Source organism: Desulfosporosinus sp. I2, from assembly GCF_000960765.1.
Lineage (GTDB): Bacteria > Bacillota > Desulfitobacteriia > Desulfitobacteriales > Desulfitobacteriaceae > Desulfosporosinus.
Genome location: NZ_JYNH01000021.1, coordinates 16,853 through 33,605, shown reverse-complemented (window position 1 = coordinate 33,605; position 16,753 = coordinate 16,853). Strand labels below are relative to the sequence as shown.

12 protein-coding genes and 1 pseudogene are annotated in these 16,753 nt (G+C 44.3%); 4 read left to right on the top strand and 9 right to left on the bottom strand.

Annotated features, from left to right (window positions below):
• Positions 1-74: 74 nt before the first annotated feature.
• From UF75_RS07660 to UF75_RS07630, 7 genes and pseudogenes are all read right to left on the bottom strand, one after another.
• Positions 75-1,475, bottom strand: coding sequence for a sigma 54-interacting transcriptional regulator (locus UF75_RS07660; protein ID WP_045574014.1), 1,401 nt, complete (start codon positions 1,473-1,475; stop codon positions 75-77).
• A 171-nt stretch (positions 1,476-1,646) separates the two neighbouring features.
• Positions 1,647-2,948 carry a methyl-accepting chemotaxis protein gene (locus UF75_RS07655; RefSeq protein WP_045574013.1) on the bottom strand — a complete coding sequence of 434 codons (1,302 nt, stop codon included), beginning with the start codon at positions 2,946-2,948 and terminating at the stop codon, positions 1,647-1,649.
• A 58-nt stretch (positions 2,949-3,006) separates the two neighbouring features.
• A complete protein-coding gene (locus tag UF75_RS07650; RefSeq protein WP_045574012.1) occupies positions 3,007-3,909 on the bottom strand; it encodes an MBL fold metallo-hydrolase in 903 nt (300 codons plus the stop codon).
• A gap of 159 nt (positions 3,910-4,068) precedes the next feature.
• Positions 4,069-5,841 (bottom strand): acyl-CoA dehydrogenase family protein, encoded by a 1,773-nt coding sequence (locus UF75_RS07645; protein WP_045574011.1) that lies wholly within the window; start codon positions 5,839-5,841, stop codon positions 4,069-4,071.
• 461 nt (positions 5,842-6,302) lie between these two features.
• On the bottom strand, positions 6,303-7,460 hold the full coding sequence (locus UF75_RS07640) for an acetyl-CoA C-acyltransferase (protein ID WP_045574010.1): 1,158 nt from the start codon (positions 7,458-7,460) through the stop codon (positions 6,303-6,305).
• Between the two features lie 12 nt (positions 7,461-7,472).
• Positions 7,473-9,861, bottom strand: a pseudogene (locus UF75_RS07635) (3-hydroxyacyl-CoA dehydrogenase NAD-binding domain-containing protein).
• Positions 9,862-9,915: 54 nt separating this feature from the next.
• Positions 9,916-10,500, bottom strand: coding sequence for a TetR/AcrR family transcriptional regulator (locus UF75_RS07630; RefSeq protein ID WP_045574009.1), 585 nt, complete (start codon positions 10,498-10,500; stop codon positions 9,916-9,918).
• 261 nt (positions 10,501-10,761) lie between these two features.
• On the opposite strand from UF75_RS07630, the gene UF75_RS28995 reads away from it, so the two are divergent.
• From UF75_RS28995 to UF75_RS07615, 4 genes are all read left to right on the top strand, one after another.
• A complete protein-coding gene (locus UF75_RS28995) occupies positions 10,762-10,932 on the top strand; it encodes a hypothetical protein (RefSeq protein WP_197079347.1) in 171 nt (56 codons plus the stop codon).
• Positions 10,933-11,080: 148 nt separating this feature from the next.
• The gene (locus tag UF75_RS07625) at positions 11,081-11,809 is read left to right on the top strand and encodes a (Fe-S)-binding protein (RefSeq protein ID WP_045574008.1); all 729 of its coding nucleotides are present in this window, start codon (positions 11,081-11,083) and stop codon (positions 11,807-11,809) included.
• Positions 11,806-13,233 (top strand): LutB/LldF family L-lactate oxidation iron-sulfur protein, encoded by a 1,428-nt coding sequence (locus UF75_RS07620; RefSeq protein WP_045574007.1) that lies wholly within the window; start codon positions 11,806-11,808, stop codon positions 13,231-13,233. Before UF75_RS07625 ends, UF75_RS07620 begins: the two co-directional genes overlap by 4 nt.
• A 28-nt stretch (positions 13,234-13,261) precedes the next feature.
• The gene (locus tag UF75_RS07615; protein ID WP_045574006.1) at positions 13,262-13,951 is read left to right on the top strand and encodes a lactate utilization protein; all 690 of its coding nucleotides are present in this window, start codon (positions 13,262-13,264) and stop codon (positions 13,949-13,951) included.
• Here UF75_RS07615 and splB read toward each other — a convergent pair.
• Positions 13,948-14,991 (bottom strand): spore photoproduct lyase, encoded by a 1,044-nt coding sequence (splB, locus tag UF75_RS07610; protein ID WP_045574005.1) that lies wholly within the window; start codon positions 14,989-14,991, stop codon positions 13,948-13,950. The two genes, UF75_RS07615 and splB, sit on opposite strands and share 4 nt — an antisense overlap.
• A gap of 36 nt (positions 14,992-15,027) precedes the next feature.
• Positions 15,028-16,704, bottom strand: coding sequence for an AarF/UbiB family protein (locus UF75_RS07605; protein WP_045574004.1), 1,677 nt, complete (start codon positions 16,702-16,704; stop codon positions 15,028-15,030).
• Positions 16,705-16,753 lie beyond the last annotated feature (49 nt).

Sequence of the window (16,753 nt, the reverse complement as noted above, 5' to 3'; positions counted from 1 at the left end):
AGAGTTGTTATATGTATGGATTTCTATACAAGAAGAGTTATTCTACCTTTATTTTAGTGCGTAAAGCGTACACATTAATGTATCCCATACCTTATTAATTTATCGTAGAACACTCGCCTAGAAAAGCCCAAAGCTTTCATCGCCTTCGTGCGGTTATTGTGATACGTGTCTAGTGCGGATAATATAAGTTCCTTTTCCACTCCAGCAAGAATCTCTTTCACTGCGTAGGGCTTATCTTTCGCTTTCACGCGTTCATTAGTCTTGGGTATTATGCGTGCAGGTAAATGCTGTATTTCAATAGAAACTCCACTGCAGACAATACTAGCGTGTTCTAAAACGTTCTGTAATTCACGAATGTTTCCCGGCCAATTATATTCCTGAAAAAAGCTCATTACCCTAGGTGACAGAATTAGCTCCCTACCAACTTCTCGAGAAAGCCGCTGAAGGAACGTCTTAGACAGTGCTAAGATATCGTCTTTTCGTTCCCGTAACGGAGTCAAAATCAGAGGAACAATATTAAGCCGATAGTATAAGTCCAGCCTAAAGGTACCCTTCTGGATCATACTTTCTAAATCTCGATTAGTCGCAGCAATCACTCGAATATCTACCTTGATCGATTTTGTCCCGCCGACTCGTTCAAACTCCTTATCTTGCAAGACTCGTAATAATTTAGCTTGCATGGTAAGGCTCATATCCCCGATTTCATCTAAAAAAATGGTACCACTATGAGCCAGCTCAAACTTTCCAAGCTTGCCACCTTTTTTGGCCCCCGTAAAGGCACCCTCTTCATATCCGAACAATTCACTCTCGATCAAATCCTCTGGAATAGCGGCACAATTTACCTTGATCAGGGGCTTATCCTTACGACGACTACTACTATGCATGGCTCTAGCCAATACATCCTTGCCAACCCCGCTTTCACCGAGGATTAAAACTGTACTATCTGTACGTGCTACCTTAGCAGCCAAGACTAAGGTTTCCTTCAAGCGACTGTTTTGTCCAACATATTCTTTAAAAGAAAGAGGGAGTTGTTCCCATTGCTCTAATTGTTCTTTTAAATAAGCGGCGACTCCTTTGGTCTGCTGCAATTCTCGGTTTAGTTCAACGACTTCCGTAATGTTCTTAAAAATAGAAACACAGCCAATAATACGCTTGCCATAGTATAAGAGAAATGAACTTCCTACCACATCAATGCCCAGGGAATCCAAATAATCTCCACCACTTTGATAAGCCTTGCCTGTGCGCAGCACATTAATGGCTTCTGCTTTCGGTTCTATTTTATCCAACCGTCTGCCTAGAACTTTCGCTACAGGCACCCCTAAAATCCTAGCATAGGCCTCATTAGCATAAATAATGGTCGTATCAGTATCTATCACCATCACAACATCATGGATCTTATTTAGGATTTCAAATAAAAGCTCTCGGTCCCATCGCGGAAAAGCACTGGTTATGACAGCATGGGCTTCGACACTCATTTTTATCCCCCATTTAAAAGTCTTATTTCTAACATTATACAGGTGGCCTTTGTTTAAAGTAAAGGTAAGTATGAGGTTATTCTAAATATTCTTGAAATTCCGAGCAAATCCCCCTCCTTTTTTTATACTTTTCCTCTCCTTGACCTATGAAGCTAGGGATCTTGTAACCTTCTATCCGTTAATCTTAAAACGCTCGACTTCCTGTTTAAGCTGGGATGCATTTTGAGCTAAAGTCTGTGCAGATATAGCCACAATTTGCATGGTTGCCGTTACATCCGTGGTTGACTCTTTAATCGTTTCCGCTGTACCAGCTGCCTCTTCTGAAATCTGCATGACCGTACTGACATAGCGGTTCATCTCCTCCATACTTCCAAGCATCTGTTCACTAGAGGCCGCAATATCAGAAATGTCGCTAGCAACCTCTTTGGTTGAACTGGCTATATCGGTTAAGGCTTCCCGTGCCTTATGAATTGTAGAAACACTTTCTTTGACGATCGAATCTGTCTGCATCATTTCTTGAACAGCATTACTAACGCTGTGTTGAATAAGGCCCGTAATTTCTGTAACTTCTCGTGTCGAAGTAGCCACACTTTCCGCAAGTTTTCGAATTTCGTCGGCAACAACAGCAAAGCCCCGCCCATGCTCTCCTGCCCGTGCCGCTTCAATCGCAGCATTAAGGGCTAAAAGATTGGTTTGCTGCGCGACTTGCGCAATTGCCTCGGTAATCGAACCGATCCGATTCGATTGATCCGCTAAATTCTCAATCGTGCTTACGGATTTGCTCATCGATTGATTGGTTACCTCCATCGTTTTCACAATACCCGTAAGCCTCTTTAATCCCTCTTCGGAATGCTGCTCCGATTTTACTGCTTCTACAGAAACGGACATAGCCCTTTCGGCAATCATTTGTGCGGCATTCTCAAGTTCCGTTACCATTACTTTCATTTGCTGCAACGTGCTTGCCTGGTTTTTAGCCTCTACGGCCATTTGATTTGTGTTATCAGCAACATTCGTGTTTGTCGCCGTAACTTCTTGAGCACTAGCCGACAATTCTTCAGATGAAGTTACCCAACTATTTGTCATCTCGCGAATTTTGTGGATAATAACTTCAAAGTTATCCATCATGTGATTAAAGGAATACCCTAATTGCGATAATTCGCTATTATGGACTACTTGGACTCTTTGGGTTAAATCTCCTTGGGCTACATCGATAATCCCTTTTTGCATCGCATAGATGGGCATTAAAAAACGACGATAGTTTTTAAGGGAAGCAACAATTCCTATAATTACGCCTGAAATTAAAAAACAGAGAAATAAGAATATCGACTTTTCCCATTCCAACTTCATCAAATAAGCAATCACTACACCCATCGCAGAAACCATTGGAACAACTGTAATTAGGGTCTTCCAAATATACTTTAATATACTAAGGTTTTGATTACCCTCTTTGGTCAATCGTTCTTTGCTATCCATGGGCTCTTCCTCCTTCACAAGTTAGGATTCATAACCTTTTTAACGACAATAGACCATATCATCCGGCACGCTTTTTAAGCTGTTCCCATCCATAAGCATAGTGCAATTGTAAAAACAGGATTCCAGGATGAATCTTGCGATTTCCGAATTTTGAAACACTTAAATAGACGCTTTCAGCAGGTTGATGCTTATCCACTTGCTGATAAAGCTGCTCACGAATCTCTTGACAACGTGCCACAGGATCATCTTGGGGAGCCCCATGAGACGGCAAATAGTTTTGTGCTTGAAGTGCTTCAATAACGTCCAAACTCTGAAGATAACTTGGTAATCCGCTTACAACTCCTTTCCCATCCTGCCAAATTCCAGGGTACGGTATTTCATTGGGAAGAAGCATATCTCCTGAAAAAAGGAGACGATCTTTCTCATTATAAAACGACATATGACCTGCCGTGTGACCAGGGCTAAAAATCGCCCTTAAAGGATTGTCCCCGACCAGAATAGCCTGATCAGGCTCAATCAAACTTATCTTTTCTGGCAAGGCGGTTAACATCCGGAAATGTTGGTAGACCTTCATCATTCCTGCAATTTCCTGTTCTGGAACACCCCATTCTCGGGTAGCCCAGTCATTTAACTTCCCGAATGCATGTCCCTGGACAAAACTGGACCATTCTTGGTAATCTCTGGAGCCCACTAAAACACGAGCTCCTTCTTGCGCAAAACTAGCGGCCGCTCCAGCATGGTCAACGTGCCAATGCGTAACCAAGACTTGTTCCAACCGCTTTATACCGACGTGTTTCATACTATTGTGAACTGCTTCGATCACTTCAGGAGTATTAGTTCCTGTATCAATAAGGGTAGGGACTTCACCAGCAATTAGATAAAGGTTAACAGAATCTACATTAATAGGAACTTGAACTTTGAGCAGATAGACATTTTGGGCAACTTCCTTTAATTCAAACATTATTATTCTCCCATCAAAAATGAATATTCATTCATTGCTATGGATCGATAAATATTGTGCAATTTGCAAAAAAGGCCATGTCTTGAGACGATGGCCCTTTTACAAAAAAAGAATTGGCTTTGCTCTAAGAAAGGGGCAAAGCACCTTTCTTTATAAACCTTAGTAGTTAGTCGGGTATACTTCTTTTTCAATGATATATTGTGCAATTTCTTGGCGCATACCAATCATGTCGACGTTTGGTCGGCGAACAAGCTTGCGCATTCCTGCCAAAACAGTGCTTAGGGAATCCCCTTTCTCTACTGCGCAAAGAACTTCCTTAGCTTGTTGCTCGAGAATATTAAATGCACCATAGGCTCCAAGAGTTGCAGCTTTCTCAACAAATGCTTTATGCTCATCAGAAACATTAAGGGTTTGAACTTTCTGAGCCCGAAGAACAGCACTTTCCATGGCATAGACTTGAAGTACCATCTCAGCCATTCCGGTCAAGACGAATTGATTGTCTTTTAAAGCCATTCCCATGTTTTGAGCTGCTAACCCAGCCGCCATTAAGCATAATTTCTTGGCCTTTTGTGTCATTTGATTAAGTCCCGCTAAACCTTCTGCATCGCCGCCCATTCCTCCGGAAAGCAAATCTTTGCTGACGGCTTGAGCCGCTTGAAGCAACGGGAGCTCGCCAGTCATTGCCCTTTTCAATAGAGTTCCAGGTACGAGCAAGCGGTTGATCTCATTCGTTCCTTCAAAGAGACGATTGATGCGTGAGTCACGATACATCCGTTCAATTGGATACTCTTTAATAAAGCCATATCCGCCATGAATCTGAACCCCTTCATCGACGGCGTAATCCAAAACCTCTGAAGCATACACTTTGTTAAGAGAACATTCAATGGCATATTCCTCTAAGGCTTTGCCCGCCTCTTTACGGCAATCGCCGGTGAGATCTAAGCCATGGAACCCGGTTTCCATGAGACCAGCCGTGCGATAGACTACACTTTCGGCCATATACGTCCGAACAGCAATTTCAGCAATCTTCATTTGAATTGCTCCAAATGTGTTCAGTGCTACACCGAATTGTTTTCGCTCAGAGGCATATTTTAGAGCTGTTTCCAGCACTACTTGTACACTTCCGATGGCTCCAGCAGCCAGTTTAAAGCGACCGACATTCAAGATATTGAAAGCAACAACGTGTCCTCGTCCAAGTTCTCCGACAATGTTTTCTACAGGAACCATGACATCTTCCAAAATAACTTGACGAGTAGAAGAACCTTTAATCCCCATTTTTTGTTCTTCTGGTCCAAAAGACAGACCTGGTGATTCGCGTTCCACAATGAAATTGGTCATTTTCCCATCTACTTTAGCATAGACCAAGAAGACATCTGCAAAGCCTGCGTTGGTGATAAATTGTTTTGTTCCATTCAGACAATAGTGAGTTCCCTCTGCATTAAGAACAGCTGTGGATTTTGCACCCAAAGCATCCGAGCCTGAACCAGGCTCAGTCAAGCAGTAAGCTGCTACTTTGGTACCATTAGCTAACCCAGGGAGATACTTGGCTTTTTGCTCTGGTGTGCCAAAATAAACAATGGGCAAAGTTCCAATTCCAGTATGTGCTGCATAAGCAACCGCAAAGGACCCGCCACGGGGAACTTCTTCACCCACGACCACCGTGGAAGCTTTATCCATTGCTAAACCTTCAAATTCCTCAGGGACCTCTAAGCCGAGTAATCCCAATTCCCCAGCTTGACGCATAAATTCGCGAACAACGCCTTCCTGTTGTACCTCCATTTCCTCTATTTTCGGAGCAACTTCCTTCGACATAAAATTATGTGCCATCCGCTTGAGTTGTTTATGATCTTCATTTAATTCCTCTCGAACATATACTTGGTCTGGCGAAACCTCAGCCAGTAAAAAGCCGCCTCCACGTAATTCCAATTCCATGATGTTATCCTCCTCTTAATCAAGGTGCTAGCTAAATGTCTCGTAATTTCTATTATAAAAAGACATTTAACCAGCTCCCTCATATTTCTAAAGTAAAATCAACTGAACTATTTCGTTATTTTCTATTCTAAGAGGGGCATACGAAACCCACTTCCATCCTTCTTCTGCACTTCCACCGGGTTTGCCCTATCAAGGCATCCGATCCCCGCGTCCATACAGAAGCACGGGAACCGTCCCCCACGTTCCCCACGTTCCTAGCCCCGCCGACAAGAAACTAAGGGGACAATTACTTAGTGAACACTTTAGTGAAGTTCACGGTAAAGTGAGTGCCGATGCTGAAGCATTATTACGCCTAGGTTCACATCTTGCGCTACCCAGAGGTTGGCGTAATAGGTTCAGCATCCAACGAACGAGTGAACGTAACGTGTGTGAGCGGGTAATGTCCCCTTACTTTCAAAGACCTACAATAACTCGTAAACTCCGGCGGCTCCCATGCCTCCACCGATGCACATGGTTACCATGCCATATTTAAGTTTTCGCTTACCCATTTCACTTAAGAGAGTGGCTGTGAGTTTTGCTCCCGTGCAACCCAGTGGGTGCCCAAAGGCAATGGCTCCGCCGTTAACATTGACTTTTGCAGGATCGATGTCCAGCGTCTTAAGGATCGCCAGCGATTGAGAGGCAAATGCCTCATTTAGCTCGAATAAATCAATATCCGCAAGGGTCAAGCCGACTTGCTTTAACACTTTCGGGATCGCTTTAATCGGACCTATACCCATGAGCTCTGGTTCTACACCAGCAACCGCAAATCCACGCCACACAGCGATGGGTTTGAGACTAAGCTCCTTAACCTTTTGTTCTGACATAAGAAGAGCGATGGCTGCACCGTCACTGGTCTGGGACGAGTTCCCTGCCGTTACAGTACCCCCATTTTTAAAGGCTGTCCGTAGTTTCGCCAGTGATTCAGCCGTGGTTTCTGGCCGAATCCCCTCATCTTTAGAGAACCATATTTCGCCGGGTTTTCCATACGTAGGTAAAGGAAACGGTACAATCTCATCATCAAAACGTCCGCTGCTTTGAGCTGCCCAAGCCTTTTGATGACTGGCGGCTGCAAAAGCATCTTGCTGTTCACGAGTTATTTCATATTTTTTAGCCACATTCTCAGCAGTAATCCCCATCGAAACATAAGCCTCTGGAGCATGTTTCACTAAAAAGGGATTAGGTGCTGGCTTCATACCGCCTAGTGGTACTGCTGACATACTCTCTGCACCACCAGCAATCATCACCTCTGCTTCGCCCAAGCGGATTCGGTCCGCAGCCATGGAAATCGCTTGTAAACCGGAAGAGCAAAAGCGATTAACGGTTACGCCTGACACTTCAATGGGTAACCCAGCGCGCAGAGCCATGATCTTGGCCATATTCATGCCCTGCTCTCCCTCTGGAAAGGAGCAACCAATAACGCAGTCTTCAATCTCTACTGGTTTTAGCGAAGGAACCCTCTTAAGAATATCTTGAATGACGTATGCACCTAAATCATCCGGACGAACCTGTGCTAAAGAACCTTTAACGGCTTTACCGATGGCTGTCCGCTTAGAGTCAATAATATACGCTTCTTGCATGCTTATCCCCCCTTAATTCCGTAATGGCTTGCCTTTGGCGAGCATATGGCGGATGCGATCTTGAGTTTTTGGTTCTCCTACTAGGCTCATAAATGCCTCTCGTTCGAGGTCTAACAAATACTGTTCCTCTACAAGCATACCGGCTGGACGATCTCCACCGCTCATAGCAAAGGCAAGTTTGTTGCCAAGATGTTGATCATATTCCGAGATATAATTTCCTTCACGCATACCATGAAGAGCTAGCTCTAATGTGGCTCGGACACCAGGCCCTCCGACTTTGACCTTTGTAGGTAAATTGGGTCTGAAGTTGCGAGCTAGGTCAATCACTCGAGCCTTAGCATCCAAAATAACATGATCCGGGTTCATACTGTAGCGATCATAATTACGTAAGAAACCAAGCTGACGAGCCTTTTCTGCGCTATTTGAAACTTGAGCCATCGCCACCGCTTCAAAACGTTTAGCAAAGAAATAATCTGGTGATACTTGAATCCCAGGTAGTACACCCTCCATAGCACGAACTGCCATTTCTTTAGTACCACCACCACCAGGAATTAAGCCAACGCCCAGTTCAACGAGTCCCATATATAACTCAGAAGATGCTTGAATGGCATGGGAGTGCAAGCAAATCTCTGCTCCACCACCAAGAGTCATTCCAAAGGGCGCTGCGACCACTGGTTTCTTGGCATATTTTATAGCCATCATTTCGTTTTGCAGAGCCCGAATCATGAGATCAATTTCATCCCAGTTTTCCTCTTCAGCCTCAAGAAGAATCAGCATCAGGTTTGCACCTACACAGAAATTCTTGCCTTGATTGCCGATGACCATTCCCAAGTAGTTCTTTTCCACTTCAACCAGCGATTTTTGGACCATGGTAACGATGTCCGCGCCGATGGAATTATTCGGAGAATGAAATTCCAAGCAAGCTACACCATCTCCCAGATCCATCAGGCTTGCCCCAGCATTGCCAAAGATTTCTTTACCTTGTTTATGGGCTTGCTTAAAGGAGAAAGCATAAGGATTTACCGCTTTTTGGAGATACTGACCCGCTTCAAAATACGAAACTTGACCCGATTCGCTCTTTTGATAGAAGCGTCCGTTCCCTGTGGCTAATACTTCTTCAACTAGAGGAGGAAGTTTTCCCCCTTCGGCAACTACACGATCTGCGATTACTTTAACCCCTAGGGCATCCCAAAGTTCAAACGGTCCCATTTCCCAGTTAAAACCCCAGCGCATGGCTTCGTCGATGCCGGAAATGTTATCCGCAATGTCTTTGGCAATCGTCGCAGCATAGAGCAAAACGGGCTTTAAAACACTCCAAGAAAAGTCAGCCCCGGCATCTTTGCCGCTGACCAGAGTACGAATTTTTTTCAGTTAGACCTCCTGCTGCTTTCGCCTTATCTAAAGAAGCAAACTTGACGGCCTTTTTAGGAACATAGGTCATGGTATGAGGATCGAGCACCTCAATGACTTTACCTTGGGGACCTTTAGATTTCTTATAAAACCCTTGCTTAGTTTTATCTCCTAGCCAACCATTGGTCAGCATCGTTTGCATGAATTCAGGTAGTGTGAAATTTTCTTTTTCCGAAGGTACTCCGACAGCTACTGTATTAGCCGTATGGATGAAGGTATCCAACCCGACTAGATCAACAGTTCTGAAGGAAGCACTCTTCGGACGTCCCATGACAGGTCCAGTAAGAGCATCCACTTCATCAACGGTCAAGCCGGAACGGAGCATTTCTTGGAGTGTTACCGCTAAGCCAAACACGCCAATACGATTGGCAATGAAATTGGGTGTATCTTTGGCTAAGACAACCCCTTTGCCCAAAACCCTCTCGCCAAACTCGGCAAGAAACGTAATAATTTCTGGGTCTGTATTGGGACCGGGAATTATTTCTAAGAGTTTCATATAGCGTGGGGGATTAAAGAAGTGTGTCCCTAAGAAATACCGCGTAAAGCTCTCTGGTAAACCCTCCACCATGGATTTTAAGGAGATTCCCGAGGTATTAGAGGTAACAATCGTACCCGGTCGAACGTGGGCAGCTACTTTTTTAAAGAGATCTTGTTTGATATCAAGGCGTTCTACAACCACCTCAATTACCCAGTCCACTTCACTTAAACGGCCTAAATCATCGCTTAAATTTCCGACCTCAATCCGATCAGCAAACTCTGGGACTAAAAATGGGGCAGGATTCATTTTTAACAATTTAGCTTTATTGGTTAGTGCAATACTATTACGAACCTTACGGTCCTCCAGGGTCAATCCGGCTGCTTCTTCTTTGGCAGATAGTTTGGAAGGGACAATATCCAACAATAAGCTTGGGATTCCTGCATTGGCCAAATGCGCTGCAATGGTCCCTCCCATCACACCTGACCCTATCACCGCTACTTTATGAATCTGCATTTCCATCCTCCTCTCGTTTCGTTTCAACAGCACCTCGTCTTATCTTGTTCGGTTTTAACGTAACCGAAGTGCGCCTTCAAACAGTGCTAACATAGGCTCTACACCACTCGTGAGGGTTCGTGGACTACGAGCCATTACCCAATCCGTAGTGGCCTCATCTAAGGATCCAAAGATCATCTGACGAGCCACTCGCAAATCAGTATCGGGAACTTCCCCACTCTGAATTCCTTGCAGGATCACCCCCTCAATCAGGCTAAAGTAATCTAATATTATGACATTAATCGCAGAACGAATCCGCGGGTCGGACTGCCTAAGCTCCAATTGACTGACAATGGCTAAGGACCGATTCTGTTCCATATATGAAAAATGGGTCCTAACAATTGTTCGCAAACGGGCTTTTGTCGTCTCACATTCCAAGAGTTCATGACGCATATAGGCGATAAAATCACCCATGCGTTCTTGGAAGACTCGAATAAGGACTTCCTCTTTACTTTTAAAGTATAAGTAGATTGTGCCATCGGCAACTCCAGCTAATCGGGCAATCTTGTTTACTTGGCATTGATGGTATCCTGATTCTGAAATGGCTTCAACAGCAGCATCGAGAATCCTTTGGAATTTTCCCTCGCGCTGCGTTTCCATAGAATCTACACCTCACCTCTTCAAATTAAAGTTTTATCGAATGAATGGTCATTCATTACGTCTATAATATCATAGCCTTTCCAAAAAATAAATAGAGTTTTCAGAACCTTTGTGGATTTTGGCATAAAAATTTTGGATTTATGCATTGAGATAACCTCTTAACGAGCAACTTGACAACCAAGCTGTCTAACGTATGATAGGAAGATCTAAGTTATTGAGAGAAACCTCGGTCTCACGATAGTAGGGAAAGGACGAAGTACCATGAAGGTCAAGATTTTTAGTTCTCCAGATCCTCGAATTTTAGAAAAGGAAGTCAATCAGTGGTTACAAGACAACAGTTGGATTAACGTGATCAACCTCACACAGAGCACGGGTACTGCGACCGTCATTTCTCTTTGGTACAGTGAACCCAACGTGCCGATCCTTGGCTAGTTCACTAAAAGAGAAGCTATGGCTTTATAAACCAATAGCTTCTCTTTTTTATAGCGTAAAACTGCTCTTCTCGCATCAAAAACGCCTCGAATAGGAAATACTATTAGTACTACCCCAGTGACTCTTTTAATTGAAGGGATGGTGTTATATGAAGGTTTCCCTCTTTGCGACCTGTCTCACAAATGCCTTTTATCCAGGCGTTGATCTTACAATGGCCAAGATTCTAAAATACCTAGGACATAGCGTTGACGTGCCTGAAGGGCAAGCCTGTTGCGGTCAAATTGCCTTTAATTCAGGTTATATTGATGATGCTAGAGAAGTCGCCCGCACGTTAATTCATTCGTTTGAACGAAGTGAGATTGTGGTAAGTCCCAGTGGGTCATGCATTGCAATGATTCATCACTATTACCCGTTCCTTTTTGAAAAAGAACCAGTCTACTTGAAGAAGTCAGAGGAGCTCATTAAGAAAAGCTATGAATTTACTCAATTTCTAGTGGATGTCTTAAAAAAACCCGATCTAGGTGCTAAGTATCCTATTAAAGCAACTTATCATCCCTCCTGCCACGCTACCCGCCTCTTGGGAGTAGACGAAGCCCCCTATAAGCTTCTGGAACATGTTCAAGGTTTGGAACTGCTTCCCCTAGCCGAAGCCCAACTGTGTTGTGGGTTTGGTGGGACGTTCTCCGTAAAAATGCCTAAAATCTCCGAAGCAATGGTTGCTGAAAAAGCCAATCACGTGCTCGCATCAGGAGCAGATTTACTGCTTGGAATCGATATGGGTTGTCTCATGAATATTGCCGGATACCTAGAAAAAATTAATAAGCCAGTTAAGACTATGCACATCATTCAGTTGCTAGGGGAGGGAATGAAGCCATGACTATGTACAATTCTAGCGTTGATCAACGCGTGGATGCAGCCCTCGCCAATAATTTTTTACGGCAAGCCACACGTAGAGCTACAGATCGATTGCGACATAACAAATATAAAGCCACAGATGAATTGGGTTCTTGGGAAGAATGGCGTAATGCAGGAGCAAGCATTCGTAGTCATGTGATTGAAAATCTCGATTATTACTTACAGCAATTGATCCAGCAAACTGAAAAACGAGGGGTACAGGTTCATCTTGCCAAAACTCCGGAGGATGCCGTCGCCGTTGTCCGCGACATAGTTCAAAAGCATGACGCCAAAAACGTTATTAAATCAAAATCAATGATCTCCGAAGAAATTTACCTTAACCATTTTCTGCAGGCGGATGGGGTTCTGAGTGTCGAAACAGACCTCGGGGAATATATCATCCAAATTGCAGGAGAGCCCCCCTCACACATTATTGTCCCTGCCATGCATAAAACACGTCAGCAAGTGGCTGATTTATTTGAACCTATTGCTGGCCATACCTTAAGCTCTGACACCCCTACGCTTACCCGCTTTGTCCGTGTTCGAATGCGCGAACAATTTCTGCGCGGAGATATTGGGATCACAGGTTGTAACTTCGCTGTTGCTAATACTGGGAGCATTGTTATGGTGACTAATGAAGGAAACGGCAGGATGGTCAGTACTCTGCCACGTGTGCAAATTACGCTGATGGGTATGGAACGGATTGTACCCTCGTTCCGAGAACTGGACGTAATGCTCAATCTCCTGGCTCGGAGTGCAACGGGTCAACGTCTTTCCAGCTACACCACCATCCTTACTCCTCCAAGACAAAGCACGGAATCAGATGGTCCTGAGGAATTTCATCTTGTGATCCTTGATCATAACCGCTCGGAAATTCTAGGAGATAAGACCTTCCGACCCGCCTTGAACTGCATTCGTTGCGGAGCCTGCTTTAATGTTTGCCCCGTCTACCGCCAAATTGGAGGACACGCCTACGGCTCAGTTTATTCAGGCCCGATCGGCTCTGTGATTACACCGCTTTTAGAAAAGAACTGGGAAAAATGGGGACACCTCCCCTTCTTCTCCTCTCTTTGTGGCGCTTGCTCCGAGGCCTGCCCCGTACACATCCCGCTCCATGATCTTTTAGTAAAACTACGGGCCCGCAAAACGATCAGTGGACACACCCCTCAAATTGAACAACAAATCTTTAAAGCTTATCGCTACTTTTTCACGCATGAAAAGACTTTGCGCAGGGCACTTCGTCTAGGCTCTCGCTTACAATTTCCTTTCGTCCGAAATGGACGAATCACAGGTGGTCCCCCGCCGCTTTCCAACTGGACTAAAAGCCGGACTCTTCCAATGGTCGCTCCCAAATCCTTTATGCAAGTCTGGGCCGACTTGAAGCTTAACCGTAAATCATCAGAATAGATCATAATTGAGATATGAGGTGAGAGTATTGACTAACGCTAATGATTTCATCAGCCAACTGGCGTCCAAGTTAGGACGTTCCACCCCTACCGTTCCACCCCCACTGATTGATTTCCACGTCCCACAATATCGTTTATCTAACCCAGGAGAACGAAGCACTATATTTTTACACAATTGGCAAGAGCTTGGAGGCAAAGGAGTCATTGTCAAAACAGAAGACCAAACCGTAAGCTGCCTTAAAGAGTGGTTTGGGGATCTCCCCTTAAGCTGGATTAAAGACAATCCTCAAGCCATCTTAGCATGGGATAGTCTGCCAACCTTAGCTGAGACCGCCTTTTCAACGCTAAACTGGCCCCTTGCCCGATACACTATGGCGGCTCCGGACCCTCGCGAACGTTACTCAATCGCGGCCCAAGCCGAACTCGGCATCACAGGCGCTGATTGGGGAATAGCACTTTCAGGAACCATTGTGACTAATAGTAGCGCCCAACGTGGCCGCGCCGTAAGTCTACTTCCGCCTCGACATCTGGCTTTTATAGAAGCCTCCAAACTTCGAGACAACCTTAGTGAGGTGCTAGAAGAAGTTTCTGCGTTAGGAAGCCCTCCCTCAGCCATCGAAATGATTTCCGGTCCCAGCCGAACTTCGGACATCGAAATGGATTTATCGATTGGAGTCCATGGGCCGATCGAAGTTTATGTGATCGTGATTGATACTTAGATAAAATACTCCACCTGAGCCCTAGGAAAGTAACTCCTGGCTTGTTCTTCGAAGAATACTCTCATTTCTTCGATATCTTCCGGTTGGTAGACATATTTTCCGTAACCAAACTGTCCATACTTAAATTTTCTTTGTTCCTCGGCCATAGGTAATGAGGAGTTTGGAAAGACGTCCAAAATAGTGGCTTTTGCCTTGGCTGTAAACCGATGAGAGATAAATTCAAGGGTTAATTGCTCTGATGACCAACCAGACGGGGCCCTTTTAGCTAATTCTAGGGCTGATTTCTCCATGAGCCTCTGATAAGCTTCTTGCCATCCCGGAAAACGAAAAATGGGAGCAATAATAAAGCCTAAGGGATAGTTTGCTGCTAACACTTTACCTGCTGCACTAATTCTCGCTTCGGGGGGAGGGGTTAAATGTTCATACTGAGCCACAACCTCAGCACAGTTCAAACTAAATCGAAAGCGAGTATGCCCTTCATGTTTAGCATCAAGCAAATCTTCTACTTCCGTATACTTCGTGACAAATCGAAACCGGCCCCGGGCCGTCTGTCCGAAATATTCAATGGTTTGCTTTAAAGCACCCGTATACCCTTCCACTGGAAGTGGATCTGAAGTAGCGGCACCTTCGAAGCGTGTGATCTCTGGAAGCCGTTGTTGAATTAAGTTAGAAGCTATCTTATAGATCTCTTCAAGATTGACATAAACCCTTACATAGGGCTTTTTTCCTAAGGTTGTTGCTAAATAGCAATATTCACACATACCTGGACAACTTGTAACTAAAGGTAACTGAAAATGAGCAGACGGTTTACACGATTGAAACGTTTCACTACGACGCACGCCGATGACCAAGGTTCGCTTGGCCTCTCGATACATTTCTGTCGGGCTTTTACCGGGGATCCCAGTCACTCGATTATGAGAGGCCGTTTCGCTCACTGGGATCCCCATTTTTCGGAAACGTTCTACTAAATTTGTCCCTAAAGGATAATGAAGAGCACTTGGCTCATAAAAAACACGGGAAGGGATAAATTGTCTTGTCACCTTTTTCACCTCAAAACTAGGTTGCCCAATGGAGTTCTAAAACTTACCCGATTTAAAAATTGAGATAAACAACCAAAGTAACATAATTCCTGCTAGGATAAACCCTATTTCAATAGCAGGGATATGCCAAAGCAAAATAGGTTGAGGCGCCAAGGCAGAAGCAATAATCAGACCCATCATCACGATACTGAAGGAAAGTAAGACAATACTAAAGGAAATCCTATTGGAGATCGTATCTAATTTTCTTAGAAAAAGATCGAGTTCTGGAACACTCACTTCTAGGTGAATTCGCCCTCGCAACAAGTCTCTTATGAGCTCTTTCATTTGTTTTGGCATACTTACCAGCAAATCACTGTAATCCGTAATGTTATGCCAAATCCTGCCTGCAATCGTACTAGGTCGGTAACGTTCCTTTATTAGTTGGATTCCAAACGGTTCCGCCATATCCAAAATGCTTAGTTCGGGATCCAACTTTTCCACAATCCCCTCAAGAATTAACAAACACTTTGCTAATAACGTAAAATCTGAAGGAATACGAATGTGATGACGAAAGGCGACCTTGAATAGGTCGCTAATTGCTTCGCCTAAGCTGATTCGACTCATCGGAACGTCCAAATACTTCTCCCTCAATTGATCTACTTCATCGGTCAGACGTGGGAGGTTAACTTCATCGGGAACGATTCCAATTCGAAGCACTGCTTGAATCATACCTTCAGTATTCTGGCGCATCATAGCGATCACCATGGAAGCAAAATTATGCTTCATATCTTGAGTGAGTCTCCCAACCATCCCAAAATCAATCAGTGAAATTGTACCATCACGCAAAAAAAAGATATTTCCAGGGTGTGGGTCAGCGTGGAAAAACCCTTCAATTAAAACCTGATGGAAGAGAGCACGAACAAGGCGTTCCGACATAACCTTTCGGTCGAACCCCATCTTTGCAATCGACTCAAAGTCATTAAGCTTTATCCCCTCTACAAATTCCATCGTAAGAACGGTACGTGTCGAGTAATCCCAATAAATAGTGGGTATATGAACTGTATGATTGTCTTTAAATTGCTTGGCAATTTTCTCAGCGTTTCTGGCTTCAATAGTATAGTCCAGCTCATTGCGAAGGGACTTAGAAAACTCCTCTACTACTTCCCGTAGTTGCAAGCGTTCCATCCGCGGCATACGGTGTTCAGCTAACGTTGCTAAGTCCAGAAGAATTTCCAGATCCGTTTCGATCATCGCCTTAATATTGGGGCGCTGCACCTTAACCGCTACGTGTTCACCGGTTCGTAACTGAGCACGATGAACCTGACCAATCGACGCTGCTGCAATGGCTTTTTCATCAAATATCGAAAAATTAGCCTCGATTGAAGAACCAAGTTCTTGTTCGATAATTCGAGCCACCTCCGCAAAGGAGAAGGATGGCACATTATCCTGAAGTTTTTCTAGTTCCTGAAGGATTTCTTCAGAGATAATATCCGCTCGAGTGCTTGCAATTTGTCCGATTTTAACATAGGTCGGACCCAGTTCCTCAATCACTTGGCGAATTCGCTCACCAGTTGATAAAGGATCAACCTTTTCAGTATCAGTGAAAAGTCGTTTCGGTAAGGAAAGCATATGTAAAAGTCCCATCTCTTCCACAATATAACCAAACCCGTGGCGAGCTAGGACTTTAGCGACATCTCTATATCGTTTAATATGGCGTATTCGTTTCCCAATCATCTAATGACGTCCCCTTCTATTCGAGGTTGTAGTTCGTGGTTCGAATACG